General features: G+C 64.2%; 12 protein-coding genes. 2 read left to right on the forward strand and 10 right to left on the reverse strand.

All coding sequences use genetic code 11. From position 1 onward, the window contains the following. The 8 genes from ACYVNQ_RS11515 to ACYVNQ_RS11550 all read right to left on the reverse strand — a co-directional run bounded on the left by ACYVNQ_RS11515 (nt 1) and on the right by ACYVNQ_RS11550 (nt 8,985). Entirely contained in the window at nt 1-768 is a 768-nt protein-coding gene (locus tag ACYVNQ_RS11515) for a gluconate 2-dehydrogenase subunit 3 family protein (protein ID WP_460902599.1), read from the reverse strand. A gap of 124 nt (nt 769-892) precedes the next feature. Further along, on the reverse strand, nt 893-2,710 hold the full coding sequence (locus ACYVNQ_RS11520; RefSeq protein WP_460902600.1) for a methyl-accepting chemotaxis protein: 1,818 nt from the start codon (nt 2,708-2,710) through the stop codon (nt 893-895). A 296-nt stretch (nt 2,711-3,006) separates the two neighbouring features. Beyond that, on the reverse strand, nt 3,007-4,557 hold the full coding sequence (gene mctP, locus ACYVNQ_RS11525; protein WP_460902601.1) for a monocarboxylate uptake permease MctP: 1,551 nt from the start codon (nt 4,555-4,557) through the stop codon (nt 3,007-3,009). Then, nucleotides 4,554-4,799 carry a DUF3311 domain-containing protein gene (locus ACYVNQ_RS11530; protein ID WP_460902602.1) on the reverse strand — a complete coding sequence of 82 codons (246 nt, stop codon included), beginning with the start codon at nt 4,797-4,799 and terminating at the stop codon, nt 4,554-4,556. Before ACYVNQ_RS11530 ends, mctP begins: the two co-directional genes overlap by 4 nt. 263 nt (nt 4,800-5,062) lie before the next feature. After that, the gene (locus tag ACYVNQ_RS11535) at nt 5,063-5,995 is read right to left on the reverse strand and encodes a class I SAM-dependent methyltransferase (protein ID WP_460902603.1); all 933 of its coding nucleotides are present in this window, start codon (nt 5,993-5,995) and stop codon (nt 5,063-5,065) included. 193 nt (nt 5,996-6,188) lie between these two features. Further along, nucleotides 6,189-6,674 carry a DNA-deoxyinosine glycosylase gene (locus tag ACYVNQ_RS11540; protein ID WP_460902604.1) on the reverse strand — a complete coding sequence of 162 codons (486 nt, stop codon included), beginning with the start codon at nt 6,672-6,674 and terminating at the stop codon, nt 6,189-6,191. Continuing rightward, nucleotides 6,674-7,441: a chorismate--pyruvate lyase family protein gene (locus ACYVNQ_RS11545; RefSeq protein WP_460902605.1), complete on the reverse strand. Its 768-nt coding sequence runs from the start codon at nt 7,439-7,441 to the stop codon at nt 6,674-6,676. The genes ACYVNQ_RS11540 and ACYVNQ_RS11545 overlap by 1 nt, the downstream gene beginning before the upstream one ends. Nucleotides 7,442-7,560: 119 nt before the next feature. Continuing rightward, nucleotides 7,561-8,985 carry a hypothetical protein gene (locus tag ACYVNQ_RS11550; protein ID WP_460902606.1) on the reverse strand — a complete coding sequence of 475 codons (1,425 nt, stop codon included), beginning with the start codon at nt 8,983-8,985 and terminating at the stop codon, nt 7,561-7,563. 118 nt (nt 8,986-9,103) lie between these two features. Here ACYVNQ_RS11550 and ACYVNQ_RS11555 point away from each other — a divergent pair, with 118 nt between their 5' ends. After that, a complete protein-coding gene (locus ACYVNQ_RS11555; RefSeq protein WP_460902607.1) occupies nt 9,104-9,370 on the forward strand; it encodes a hypothetical protein in 267 nt (88 codons plus the stop codon). A 156-nt stretch (nt 9,371-9,526) separates the two neighbouring features. Here the strand turns inward: ACYVNQ_RS11555 and htpG are convergent, their stop codons facing one another. Both htpG and ACYVNQ_RS11565 read right to left on the reverse strand, forming a co-directional pair. Beyond that, entirely contained in the window at nt 9,527-11,425 is a 1,899-nt protein-coding gene (gene htpG / locus ACYVNQ_RS11560) for a molecular chaperone HtpG (protein WP_460902608.1), read from the reverse strand. A gap of 123 nt (nt 11,426-11,548) precedes the next feature. Then, nucleotides 11,549-13,003 carry an aminotransferase-like domain-containing protein gene (locus ACYVNQ_RS11565; protein WP_460902609.1) on the reverse strand — a complete coding sequence of 485 codons (1,455 nt, stop codon included), beginning with the start codon at nt 13,001-13,003 and terminating at the stop codon, nt 11,549-11,551. A 354-nt stretch (nt 13,004-13,357) separates the two neighbouring features. On the opposite strand from ACYVNQ_RS11565, the gene ACYVNQ_RS11570 reads away from it, so the two are divergent. Continuing rightward, nucleotides 13,358-14,044 (forward strand): VOC family protein, encoded by a 687-nt coding sequence (locus tag ACYVNQ_RS11570; RefSeq protein ID WP_460902610.1) that lies wholly within the window; start codon nt 13,358-13,360, stop codon nt 14,042-14,044. The last annotated feature ends 23 nt before the right edge of the window (nt 14,045-14,067 follow it).

A 14,067-nucleotide genomic window follows, 5' to 3' on the forward strand; every position in this document is an offset into this window, starting at 1 on the left:
TTACGCCTGCTCTCCAAGAATCGATACCGGACCCAGCGCGTACTTTTCGCCTGGCTGCTCAACCCAGTCCGCGTAGTCCGCGCGGGCACCCGGGAAGCCGATCATCTTCCAGCCGGCCATGCCCTTGTTGCCGCCGTACATCGGATCGGCGAAGTAGCCTTCCTTCGTGTTTTGCAGCAGCGTGTTGAAGAACAGCTTCGACGGCACCGCGTCGAGATGGATCTGGCCCGCTTCGAGCTGATCGAGAATCTGCACGCGCACCGCAGGCGGCAGCGACGCGAACGGCTGGCCGTGTTCGTGCACGCACCACACGTTGCACGCTTCGATACCGTGCCGGTAGATGTCGCGCGGCACGAGGCCCAACTGATAGCCGAGTTCGGTGGCCACCTCCGGATGAAACGGGCCCTGCATGTACCACAGCTTGCCGTGGCCGTAGGGCGTTTCCATCTGGCGGTCGATGAACTCGGGCACGCCGGCTTCGAGTGCGCCGGCGCCGGTTGCATCGGCGGGAATCAGCTCGTCGACGGCCGCGTGCAGGAAGGTCCATTCCGACGTGGTGAAGTAGACCGGCGCGTACTCCGCCTTGTCGTTGCTCGCTGCGGCCGGTGCCGGTGCCACTGCGGCGGACGCGGCCGGGCCCAGATCGACCGCCGCATTCGAGCGGGTACAGCCTTCCTGTGCGACCAGCACCGGGGTCAACGCCGTCGCGGGAAGAATCGTGAATACCTGACGCAGAAATTTTCTGCGCGGCTGATCGTCGTTATTCATTGGGTAGCGTGGGGTTCGGCTAATGCGTGGAACGCACCGGCACACGGCCGGTGCGGTAAAAAGCGTGGGCTTGCAGCGAACGCGACGCGCAGCAGGTCGCGCAAGTAGTGCGGACTGCGTGCGGTTAGAAGGTTGTCCAGTCGTCCGCGGCTGCGGTCGTCGCGGTCGCCGCTGCAACGCCCGGCTGGGCCGCTTGCGCGGTAGAAGCAGTGGAAGCGGTAGTGCTGGCGGCGCCGCTTGCAGCCTTCCTGCCCGCGCCTGCCTGCGTTTGTGCCGCCGGGCTCGCACCCGCCGCGCGACGCGCGGGACGTGCATGGCTTGCCGCCGGACGCACGGCAGCCGCGCTCGCCGACGGCGACGCCGCAGCCAACGCAACACGCGGCGCAAGCGCCTGTGCCGCAAAGCCGCCCTGCTCGATCTTGAAGCTGACCACCGCCGCGCGCAACTGCCCCGCCTGGTCTTCGAGCGAAGCTGCTGCAGCCGCAGCCTGCTCGACCAGCGCGGCATTCTGCTGCGTCACGTGGTCCATCTGCGAGATCGCCTGGTTGACCTGCTCGATGCCGCGGCTCTGCTCGTTCGACGCCGCCGCTATCTCGCCGACGATGTCGTGCACCCGTTCGATCGACTGGCTGATCTGCTCCATCGTATTGCCCGCCCGCGCGACCAGTTCGGTACCCTCGCGCACCCGTGTCACCGAGGTGCCGATCAGGTCCTTGATCTCCTTGGCCGCCGAGCTCGAACGCTGCGCGAGCGAACGCACTTCGGCCGCCACCACCGCGAAGCCGCGGCCGTTCTCGCCGGCACGCGCGGCTTCCACCGCCGCATTCAACGCAAGGATGTTGGTCTGGAACGCGATGCCTTCGATGATGCTGGTGATTTCCGCGATCTTGCCGGAGCTGTCGCCGATGCCGGTCATCGTCTGCACCACCTGGCCGACGATCTGGTTGCCCTCCACGGTCACCTGACGCGCCGTCGCTGCCAGCTGGCTGGCCTGCTGCGCGTTATCGGCGTTGTGCTTGACCGTCGAGGTCAGCTCTTCCATGCTCGCCGCGGTTTCCTGCAGCGACGCCGCCTGCTCCTCGGTGCGCGCGGACAGGTCCTGATTGCCGGCCGCGACCTCGCGCGTCGCGGTGGCGATCGCTTCGCTGCCGCTGCGCACGTTGCGCACGGTGCCCGACAAACGCTCCTGCATGCGCGCGATGCCTTGCAGCAGTTGCCCCATCTCGTCGTGCGAACTGGCCTGAATCAGGCGCGTCAGGTCGCCTTGTGCGATCTGGTCGAAATGTTCGAGTGCATCGTCGAGCGGCCGGCCGATCGCGCGCTGCAGGTTGAAGAAACTCGCGATCGCGGTGACGAGACCCAGCGCGACCGCCGCGAGCGTGACGATGCGGAACAGCGAAAACGACTGCTCCTGCGCGATAAAGCTCTTCTTCGCCGACGTGTACTGGTAGGCGCGCAGCGCCGCGCTGCTGGTGTGATACGTGGCGAACAGCTCGTTGTTGGCCACCGTCGCGTGCATGATCTGCGCGCTGTCGCCGCTTAGCAGCGCCTTCGAAAATGCCTCGAGACCTTCGTCCATCGCGGCGCGCTTCTGCAACAGGTCGCGGGCCAGCTTGTCTTCGTCGTCGTCTCTTGGAAGCTTCATGTAATTGTCGAGACTCGCGCGCGCTTCGGTGCGATAGTCGCGCGAGTGCGCGAGGATGCTGCGCAGGTCCGGCGTCGTCGGATTGAGCGCCGCGCGCGCCAGCGTCGCGCGTTCGCGCTGCAGGCTGGTCTCGGCGTCGCCGATGTAGGTCGTGCTCGGCAGCTTGTTGCTGTAGGTGTCGCGGTTCGCATCGTTGCTGTTGGTCATGCCGGTAATGCCGAGCGCGCCGATCACCAGCAACAGCACCGACAGCAGACCCATCGCAAACGCGAGACGAGATTTGATCGAGAGACGCATGGTCCGAGCCCCTGGGCTTTTGATTTGATTTGATTTGATTTGGGTAATGTCGGGGTTAACGACGACCACGCCAGTATCTTTAGCAAAGGCTTCAAAACTCATTGCGGCGTGAGCGGTTCAGCTTGTATTGCACAGGGCCGGTGCGCTATCGAACCATTCAGCAACAGTCTTTCAATGCGAAAGAAGCAGGCGAAAGAAGTAAATGAAAGAATTGCTTGCGCCAGTAAATAAAAACCCCAAAAGCCGGATATCCGGCTTTCGGGGTTGAGCGTATCGCGCGAATAAACTTCGTTGCTTCAGCCTTCGACTACGTCCAGATAATCTTCGGGCCGCGTGCGGTCTTCCGCGCGCTTCATGCCGATCGCGCGCACCAGCAGGCTCACGAGCACCGACACCACCAGGTTGACGATCAGCGACCACACCGCGGCATAACCCGGAATCGCGAAATCGCCGATATGCACGACGTAGATCGAGCCGGCCAGCTTCAGCGAAACGGCCATCCACGTGCCGGTCGCGATGCCCACCGCCCAGCCGATCAACAGGCCGCGATAATCGAGCACGCGCGTGTACAGGCCGAGCACGATGGCCGGCAGCGTCTGGATGATCCAGATGCCGCCCAGCAGTTGCAGCTGGATCGCGTACGTGAGCGGCAAGCCGAGAATGAACGCTACCGCCCCCACCTTGACGATCAGCGACACCAGCTTCGCGATGTTGGTTTCCTGCTCGTGCGTCATGTTGCGATTGACGAACTCCTTATGGATGTTGCGCGTGTACAGGTTCGCCGCCGCAATCGACATGATCGCGGCCGGCACCAGCGCGCCGATGCCGATCGCCGCGAACGCGACGCCGACGAACCACGACGGGAAGAAGTGCAGGAACAGCGCGGGCACCGCGAAGTTCGGGCCGAACGCCTTGAAGTACGGCGCAAACTCGGGCATGTCCTTCACACCGGCCGCGAGCGCCATAAAGCCGAGCAGCGCCAGAAAACCCAGCACCAGCGAGTACGCCGGCAGCATCGCCATGTTGCGGCGAATCGTATTGCCCGACGACGACGACAGCACCGCGGTGATCGAATGCGGATACAGGAACAGCGCGAGCGCCGAGCCGACCGCGAGCGTCGCGTATGCGCTATAGCCGTTCAGGCTCGACACGTCCGGCGCCTTCAGCAGCAGCTTGGCCGGCGGCACCACGCTGAAGATATGGCCGAAGCCGCCCAGTTGCGGCGGGATCCAGATGACCGCCGCGGCGATCGTGATGTAGATCAGCACGTCCTTGACCACCGCGATCATCGCCGGCGCGCGCAGCCCCGACGTGTACGTGTAAGCGGCGAGAATCGCGAACGCGATGATCAGCGGCAGGTCGCCGACGAAACCGGTGGTATCGAAGCCGAGCGCACCGATCACCACTTCGATGCCGACCAGCTGCAGCGCGATATACGGCATGGTTGCGACGATGCCGGTCACCGCCACCGCGAGCGCGAGCATGCGGCTACCGTAGCGCGCGTTGACGAAGTCCGCCGAGGTCACGTAACCCTGACGCTTCGCGATGCTCCACAGTTTTGGAAACACCACGAACGCAAACGGATAGATCAGGATCGTGTAAGGCAGCGCGAAGAAACCGGTGGCGCCCGCACCGAATACCAGCGCCGGCACCGCGACGAAGGTGTACGCCGTGTACAGGTCGCCGCCGAGCAAAAACCACGTGACGATGGTGCCGAAGCGGCGGCCGCCGAGACCCCACTCTTCCAGATGCGCGAGGTCGCCGCGACGCCAGTGCGCGGCGACGAAACCGAGAATCGTCACGCCGATAAAGAACAGCACGAACACGAAAGTAGCGATCGGATTCATCGCGTGCCTCCTTGCGAACCGTTCTTCAGGTTGTTGGGCTTCTTCGCTTTGGTCTTGAAGTAGACCAGCGCCGTGATCACCGCGCTGATCAGCACCCACAACAGCTGGTACCAATAGAAGAACGGGAAGTCGAACAGCGTCGGCTCGAGCCTGTTGTACGACGGCACCCAGATCATCGCGATCCAGGGCAGCAACAGCAGCCATAACCAATGCTTGCTGGACTTGTTGGCGTCATGAGCCATGACGTCTCCTCTTTCGTGTTTTGAATTGTGATGTGAGCTCGGTCGGGTACCCCGAAAGCTTCGAAAGAGTATAGGAGTGGCGAACGACCGGTCAAGCAGGGCGGACCCGATGCGTTGCGCACTTGTCAAGCGGCAATGCAGCGCGAATGTGCGGAAGGGGTATGAAAGGGAGAGCGGCAAGCCCGTGGGCTTGCCGTGTGTTGCGTGGGGTTTGCTGGTGTTGCTTTGCGGTTGCTTTGCGGTTGCTTTGGCTTTGCTGTGGCCTAGATGCGGAAAGCAGTGCCGTCTTGCGGCAACGATGCCTGCAGGCCCTTGATCCACTTGCGCGCCGGCAAGCCGAGTTGCGCTTCGATCAGTTTCGCGCGCTGCTGCAACTGCGCATACGGCACTTCGAGCGCGGGGCCGGAGAATGCGAGCGCAATGCGGTTGCCGTCATGCACTTCGGGCAGCGCGACCACGCGGCCGTCGAAGGCTTCGTTCATGCGCTTCATGTTGCGCACGTAGCTCGGATGATCGCCGAACAGATTGACCGCGACCACGCCCGCATCCGTCAGGCACGCGCGCGCCGCGCGATAGAACGCCACGCTATCGAGCACCGGGCCGCGCGCGGTTGCATCGTAGACGTCGATTTGCAGTGCGCCGATCGTGCCGTGGTTGGTGCGGTCGTTGACGAAGTCCCATGCGTCGGCTTCGCGCACGGTGAGACGCGCATCGTCCGGCGGCAGATCGAACATCGTGCGGGCGGCGACCACGACGGCGGGGTTCAGTTCGACCGCTTCGACGTGTGCGCGCTTCAGGAAGCGATACGCGAACTTTGTCAGCGAAGCCGAACCGAGGCCAAGTTGCACGATGCGCTTCGGCGTTTCGATAAACAGCAGCCAGGCCATCATCTGCTGCGCGTATTCGAGTTCGAGTTGGTCGGGCTTGCGCAGACGCATCGCGCCTTGCACCCATTCCGTGCCGAAATGCAGATAGCGCACGCCGCCCTCTTCCGAGAACGTCACCGGCGCGAAGCGCGGCTTGCGCGGCGCTTCGATTTGCGGGGCATGGGCGATGCTGCCGTCAGCGTCGACGTTCGCGCCGCGCGGCGTGCGGGTCTTGGCGCGCGGTTGCTTCAGTTTCGTGGCGACTTCGTCGGTAGCTTCGCGGCGGAAGGCGCGCGCTTCGGCTGACGCGCGTTTGATCAGTTTTGTCATCTATCTGGGGAGCGCTTGGGAGCGTTTGAGGTGCGTGAGGTTTGAGGCGAACGAGAGGATAGCATTGGCGGGCAAATGCGGGCTCGCTGGAGGCCGGCGGCATGTCATGTGTAGCTTGTATTGCATGCCTCATGTGATGTCGCGATTTCACGTTTCAGCGCTATTACGCCGATGTCTGCGCGGCGATCGCGCGCTAATTCGGCCAGGCCAGTACTTCGCGCCATAGCGTCAGTTTCTGCTCGAAGGATAGTGTCGCGTGAGCAGGACTCGACGACGGCAACACCAGCGTCGTGTAGCCGGCCGCCGCGATGACCGGCGCGAAGCGCCCTGCCGTCTTGCCGTTGAAGCAGACTTTTCGCAGCAACGGCGCGTGCTCGCGCAGCGACGCAAAATCGTTCGGCTGCGCGTTGCGGATCGCCGAATCGAGACTACCTTCGCGATGGCACGCGTCGAGTACGTCCCAGATGCCGATGCCGTGCGACAGCACGCGTTCGAGTCGCGCGTCGTATGGCATGTCGTGCAGATGCGTTTCGCCAAGCACGGCGCCCAGCAGGCGCCAGAACTGATTGCGCGGATGCGCGTAATACTGCGTGGCCGCCAGCGATGCCTCGCCGGGGAAGCTGCCCAGAATCATCGTGTGCGTGTCGGCGCCGGCGATGGGTGGGAAGCCGCGCAACATCAGCGTTGGGTCTCGCTATCGGCTGCGTGGGCAGCGGTGGCATCGCGCGCGGTGTGTGCGTTGTGCGTGCCGTGCGCGGCGATCTGATGCGAGCGCGCCGACGTGTGTTCAAGCGCTCTTCCGTGTTCACGGGAGACCTGACGCTGCTCGTGCTGGGTTGCAGGCTGGGTTGTAGGCTGACCTGCGCGCTGATTTGCCGCGCGCGCCGACAGATATGCCCACAGCGCCGGCAACATGCACTCGGTCACCATCAGTGGCTCGCCGTGCCGCTCGAATACCGAACGGCGCGCCACCAGCGAATGCGGCTGTGCTTCACTGCGCGCGTCAAGCTCGCGCGCCGCCAGTGCATACAGCGGATGCCGCGCCGTCAGGCGCCGGCTCACCAACGCAGAGCGCGCCACGCTGCTGTCGCTGTACAGCAGCTCAGCAAGCGGCCGCGTACGCAGACGCCGCATCGCCTGCCACACGCCTACGCTTGCCGCCACCGGCGCGATGCTGTGCGCAACCACGAACGGTGTGCCGTCGACCGACAACACCACCTCGCGAACCCACACCGGCGCACGCGCGCTCGCGCCCAACGCGCGATGCTCGTCGGCCCACGGTTGTGCAACCGCCTCGCGTGTCACGCGCACGGCCACCGTGCCAAGCATGCGCAAATGCGCGGTCAGCGAACCGCCACGCGTGAGCCAGTCTTTCTGGTCGGAGGTGAAGCGAGGCAATGGGGCGACGCGCCAATGCGCGTCGGCAGGATCGAAACAGGTAGGCATGCGCCGCATTATAGGGTGCGCGAGGCACCCGTGCAGCAACACGGCCGGTCATCAATCTGTCGCCTGAGCCATCGCGCGCACGCCAGCTGGCACGCTGCGATGGTCGCTACCTATGCCCTCTAGCCCGATTGCGTGAGAACCGTCTCGTCAGCCACGACCGCCTGCGCGATTTCTGCGAGCCGCCCCGTTACCCGCGCCACCACCGGCCCCCATTCGCCTGGCGCCGGTTGCCGGAACAGTTCGACCGAGTCATACCAGTTCTGCGATTCGCCAATGCCCCAACACCAATGCGACACATGATCCAGCAGCGCCAGCACCGGGCGTCCCAATGCACCGCCCAGATGAAGTGGCGCGCTGTCGATCGTAACTAGCACGTCGAGCGCGGACATATGCGCCGCCACGTCGTCAAAGCCGTTGCGATACTGGGCAGTCAGATCGCAAACAGCGAGACCCTGCGCGGCGAGCGCGGCTGTGTCGGCTTCCTTGCCCGGAGTCAGCGGATGAAAGACGACGCCTTGCAAATCCGCCAGCGGCGCCAATGCGTCCAGTCGAACCGATCGCTTTGCGTCGCGCCGGTGCGTCGCGCTCCCCGACCAGACGAGGCCGACACGCAAGGCGCGATGCCGCTCGCCACGCGCCTGCGGATTGGCACGCTCGAACGCCTGCACGTGCTCGCGCCACGCCGCGATCAATCCGTTGTCCGCGCGCAGATATTGTGAGCCCGTCACCTGCTCGGGCAGCAAGCCGATTTCATACGGCAGGCTCATCATCGGCAATGCGTAGTGCGCGTCGGGTACCCCCTCTTCGATCGCGACACACGGCACCGAGCACGGCGCGCAAAACCGCGCGAACAACGGCTGCAACGCATGACGGCAAGCCAGCACGAGACTCCCGCCCTGTTGCCGCACGCGCGCGGCAAACGTCGGCACGAAACGCACCATCTGGATATCGTCGCCGCAGCCCTGTTCGCTATACACGACCAGCGTTTTTCCGTCGACGGGTTCGCCACACCAGCGCGGATACGACTGCGCGAACAGATGAACGACATTGTTCGGCTCGCGATCGGTGCGCGCGAGCCGCGCCTCGTAGCGCAGCCACGCGCCTGTCCATATGCCGCGGCGCAATTCGAGTTCCGCCAGATCGACCGATGCCTGCACCAGGTCCGGCTCGACCGTCAGCGCCTCGCGTAACGCCGCCTCCGCGTCGCGATAGCGCGCCTGCTCTGCGCGATAGGTGCCGATCGCCGCCAGCACCGCGCCATTGCTTCGCGCACGCGCGCCGACCGCGCCCATCGTCAGCTCGGCGGCCTGCGCATCGCCGCATTGCCATTGCGCATGGCTCAACTGCCACGCCATTTCCGCGTCCGCCGGATCGCGCGCCAACGCGGCGCGTGCGATTTGCGCCACCGTGCGCCAGTCGCGCGCTTCACGAAATACCAGCACCAGTTGCAAACGCAACGCGGCATCGAGATGCGGGTCGAGCGCGCACGCCCGCAACAACGCATCGCGACGCTCCGCCGCCCTGCCTGACATATTCATCGACATGACAAACCTCCCCGCGTTGAAAATTATTGATCAGTAACCCATACTTAAAAAGCGTTCGGCGCGGACATATTTGAACGCAGATTCCCGTATTAAAAAAGCCATCCAAAAGGAGTAAGACTTGAATAAGAATACGAAGGAAACATCCGATAGAATCGCGCATCTCGCGGCCGTGGTTCTTAAAAAACCCGGCGTGTCTCATATCGAAAAAGAATTAGCCGGCTCGGCCTTGGCGCAACATCACACAACCAAGCACACCAGCACGGCCATCGGTAAAGTAGCCGGCAAGGTACTGGCCGATCTGCAAGCGTGCGCCGAGGCTAAGGAGTTGGCCGGCTCGGTTCTGGCGCAAGTGCGTGGTCTAGCGGAACGGATGCCCGAGCGCTAGTCGCAAGCGGACAAGCGGGCAAGCGCATCGCCCGCCGCAAAGCAAACAAAACACTCAAAGCAGCAGGCAAAAAAAATGCGCTGCATTTCAAATGCAGCGCATCTTCAAACAACAAAAAATCACAAGCTAGCGGCACGGCACACTGCCGCCACGAACTTATCCCGCGCGCGTCAACAGCAGCGCATTCGTACGCTTGACGAAACTCGCCGGATCTTCAAGCGCACCGCCTTCGGCCAGCATCGCCTGGTCAAACAGCAGATGCGCCCAATCGTCAAAGTTCGCATTATCGGTATGCAACGCCTTGACCAGCGGATGCTCCGGGTTCACTTCGAGAATCGGCTGGGACGCCGGCCCTTGCTGGCCCGCGGCCTTCAGCATGCGCTGCAGGTAGCCGCTCATATCGCCTTCGTCGGCGACGAGGCACGACGGCGAATCGGTCAGCCGGAACGTCAGGCGCACGTCCTTGGCCTTGTCCTTCAGCGCATCCTTCATCCGCTCGACGAGCGGCTTCAGTTCTTCGCTGACCTTTTCCTGCGCTTGCTTCTCTTCGTCGTTCAACTCGCCGAGATCGAGATCGCCGCGCGCCACGCTGGCCAGCGGCTTGCCATCGAACTCATTCAGGAACGACAGCATCCACTCGTCGACGCGATCGGTCAGCAGCAGCACTTCGACGCCCTTCTTGCGGAACACTTCCAGATGCGGGCTGTTCTTCGCGGCCTGCCACGTATCGGCGGTCACGTAGTAAATCTTCGACTGCTCCGGCTTCATCCGCGCGACATAGTCGGCCAGCGACACGTTCTGCTGGGCCGTGTCGTTATGCGTCGACGCGAAGCGCACCAGCTTCGCGATGCGGTCCTTGTTCGCGAAGTCTTCGCCGATGCCTTCCTTCAGCACCTGGCCGAACTCGCTCCAGAACGTCGTGTACTTTTCCTTGTCCGCGTCGGTCTCCGCATTCGCCAGCTCTTCGAGCATCGACAGCGCGCGCTTGCTCACGCCTTCGCGAATCGCCTTCACGTCGCGGCTTTCCTGCAGCAGTTCGCGCGACACGTTGAGCGGCAGATCGCTCGAATCGACCACGCCCTTCACGAAGCGCAGATAGCCGGGCAGCAGCTGTTCGGCGTCGTCGAGAATGAACACACGCTTCACATACAGCTTCAGGCCGCCGCGGTGATCGCGGTTGTACATATCGAACGGCGCATGCGCCGGCACATACAGCAGCTGCGTATACTCGCTGCGGCCTTCGACGCGATTGTGCGTCCACGTCAGCGGGTCTTGATGGTCGTGCGACAGATGCTGATAGAACTGCTTGTACTGCTCTTCGGTGATGTCGTTCTTCGAGCGGGTCCACAGCGCGCTGGCCTGGTTGACGGTCTCGTCTTCATCCTTCGTGACCATCTCGCTCTTTTCCGCGTCCCACTCTTCCTTTTGCATCAGGATCGGCAGCGCGACGTGATCCGAGTACTTCTGGATGATCGACTTCAGCTTGTAGGTGGACAGCAGCTCGTCTTCCTCGGCGCGCAGATGCAGCGTGATCGTCGTACCGCGTGCGGCGCGTTCAATCGTGTCCACCTCGAAGTCGCCCTCGCCCGCGCTTTCCCAGCGCACGCCTTCGGCGGCCGGCAGCCCGGCGCGACGCGTCTCGACGGTGATCTTGTCGGCGACGATAAAGCCCGAATAGAAGCCTACGCCGAACTGGCCGATCAGCGCCGCATCTTTCTGCTGGTCGCCCGACAGCTTGCCGAAGAACTCTTTGGTGCCCGAGCGCGCGATCGTGCCGAGGTTCGAGATCGCTTCGTCGCGGCTCATGCCGATGCCGTTGTCGTCGATGCTGATGGTGCGCGCGGTCTTGTCGTACGCCACGCGGATGCGCAGGTTCGGATCGTTTTCGTACAGCGCGTTGTTGGCGATCGCTTCGAAGCGCAGCTTGTCGGCGGCATCGGATGCGTTCGAAATCAGTTCGCGCAGGAAAATTTCCTTGTTGCTGTACAGCGAATGAATCATCAGGTGCAGAAGCTGCTTCACTTCCGCCTGGAAGCTCATGGTTTCTTGTGCCATGGTCGGACGTCCTCTCGATTGCAGGTTGATTCAGAATTCAGAATTCGGAATGAATGCGGCGCCGCGCGATGCGGTGCGCGGACTCGCGAATCGCCGGCCCAAATGAGGGCGCCGCGCGTGATTTCAAGAGGCGCGGCGCACCACGCTCTCCAGATAGTCCGAAAGAAACGCCGGCAACGCCGGATCGGCGCAGTTCGCCACGTTGAAACGCATCCACGTGGTCGGCGACTGCTGCGGCGAAAACAGGCTGCCCGGCGTCAGCAGGAAGCCGCCTTCGTGGCCGGCTGCGGCCAGCGCATCGGCATCGACGCCCGTATCGGCCCACACGAACATGCCCGCGCCGGGCGTCAGGAAGAGCCGCAGCCCGGTTCGCTCGAGCATCCGGCAGGCCTTGTCGCGCACCCCGTCGAGCCGCGCGCGCAGCCGCTCGACATGGCGCCGGTAGTGTCCTTCGGTGAGGATTTTGTACAGCAGACGCTCGTTGAGTTCCGGCGTCGTCATATTGACCAGCATTTTCTGGTCGGCGATGGCCTGCGCGATGTCCGGCGCACACGCGACGAAACCGACCCGCAGGTTCGCGGCAAGTGTCTTCGAGAAGCTGCCAAGGTAGATCACGCGCTTGAGCTGATCGAGGCTCGCCAGACGGGTTGCCGGATAGCCGGGCGGGCACAGGTCGCCGTAAATATCGTCTTCGACCACGATGAAATCGTATTCCTCCGCGAGCCGCAGGATGCGGAACGCCTGCGCCGCGGACAACGACGTGCCGGTCGGGTTGTGCAGCACCGAGTTGATCACCAGCATTCTGGGCCGCCATGCCTTGACCAGCGCTTCCAGCGCGTCGAGGTCCGGGCCCTCGGGCGTGTACGGCATGCCGATCAGGCGTGCGCCCTGCGACGCGAAGCGGCCGAACATCTGGAACCACGCCGGGTCGCCCACCACGACCGCGTCGCCGGGCTGCACGTAGAGCCGCGCAAGCAGATCGATCGCCTGGGTGATGCCGGACACCAGCACGATGTGCTCCGGCGAGGCGCCGATCTCGAGCTCTTCGAGGCGCGTCTGCAATTGCTGGCGCAGCGGCAGGAAGCCTTGCGGCGTGCCGAAGCCGAGCAGTTGCGCGCCGCTTTGACGGCCGATCGTGCGCAACGCGCCGGAGATCAGTTCGCCGTCGAGCCAGCGCGACGGCAGATAGCCGAGCCCCGGGCCGCGCTCGGGGCGCGTGGACGTATGCAGCATATTGCGCAACAGCCAGACCACGTCGATCGTGCTCGGCGCGGGCGCTGCTTCGACCAGCGGCCGGCGCTCGCCGGGCACCGGCGCCATGAAACGCTCGCGCACGTAGAAGCCGGAGCCGCGCCGCGAGTCGAGCAAGCCCTGGGCGACCAGCCGCTCGTACGCCTCGACCACGGTAAAGCGCGACACGCCCTTGTCGAGCGCGAGCTTGCGGATGGACGGCATGCGCATGCCGGGGCGGAACACGCGCTCCTCGATGCGCCGGCGCGCCCACTGCACCAGCTGATCGACGAGCGTCAACGCGGAAGCGTCATGCGGGGCGGGAATCTGGTCGAGCGGAACGGACACGGCGGGGCTCCATTGTCTGCAACTGTACTGAAGACTACCGACGCGATTGTACCGTTACTGTGCAGGTCGCTGACGATACATTCGAACGGCAGCCTTGGGCGGGAGGTGGCTGGCCGGTGTTGCGAACAGCGCGACGGCGGTGTCGCCGGCGGTTATGCTTCAAGCTTTCACCGTTGGTCCGCGCGGGTTCGCGCCGCAGTGCAGCAGGCAACGGCACCTGCAACCTGGTCGGCAGCCCTGTGGTCGGCAGCCCCATTGACAACGCAATTTGCAGGATCGCCACCAGCCAAGCCGCAGTCCGCCGCGCAGCCGCCCGCCGCTCACCGCCCGCAGCACAACCGTTTTCGACTCGCCATGACCGTTCATTCGCTTCGCCTCGATCACCTCGTCGTTTCCGCCCGCACGCTCGACGAAGGCACGCAATATGTCGCCGATACGCTCGGCGTCGCGCCGTCCGGCGGCGGCTCGCACCCGCTGATGCGCACCGCCAACCGGCTGCTGAACCTGTGGGACGGCGTGTACCTCGAAGTGATCGCGATCGACCCGCAAGCCGGCGCGCCGGATACCGAAGCACCCCGCCCGCGCCTGTTCGCGCTCGACGCGCCCGCCGTAGAGGCGCGGCTCGCGCAGGGCCCTTATCTGTCGCATTGGGTGGCGCGCGTCGAGCGTCCGAAGGACCTGGCACGCTGGCAGTCGCAATACCCGCAGCACATCCCGCCGGTCGTGCCGATGACGCGCGGCGATTTCACGTGGGGCCTGACGGTGCCCGACGACGGCGCGTTTCCCGCGTGGCAGCAAGCTGGCGACGGTGTCGTGCCGTCGCTGATTCAATGGGATACCGCGCACCATCCGACCCACGTGTTGCCCGATTCGGGCATCGCGCTGAAGTCCCTGCGCGCCCACCACCCGCAGGCCGAACTGATCGCCACGCATCTGACGTGGCTTGGCGCCGCGCATCTGCTGGAACTGTCGGCCAGTGCCGAAGCGCCCGCACTGATCGCCGAATTCGACACGCCGGCCGGCCTGCGCACGCTCAGATAACCACACTCAAATCGCGCACGCGC

Source organism: Paraburkholderia jirisanensis, assembly GCF_054782355.1.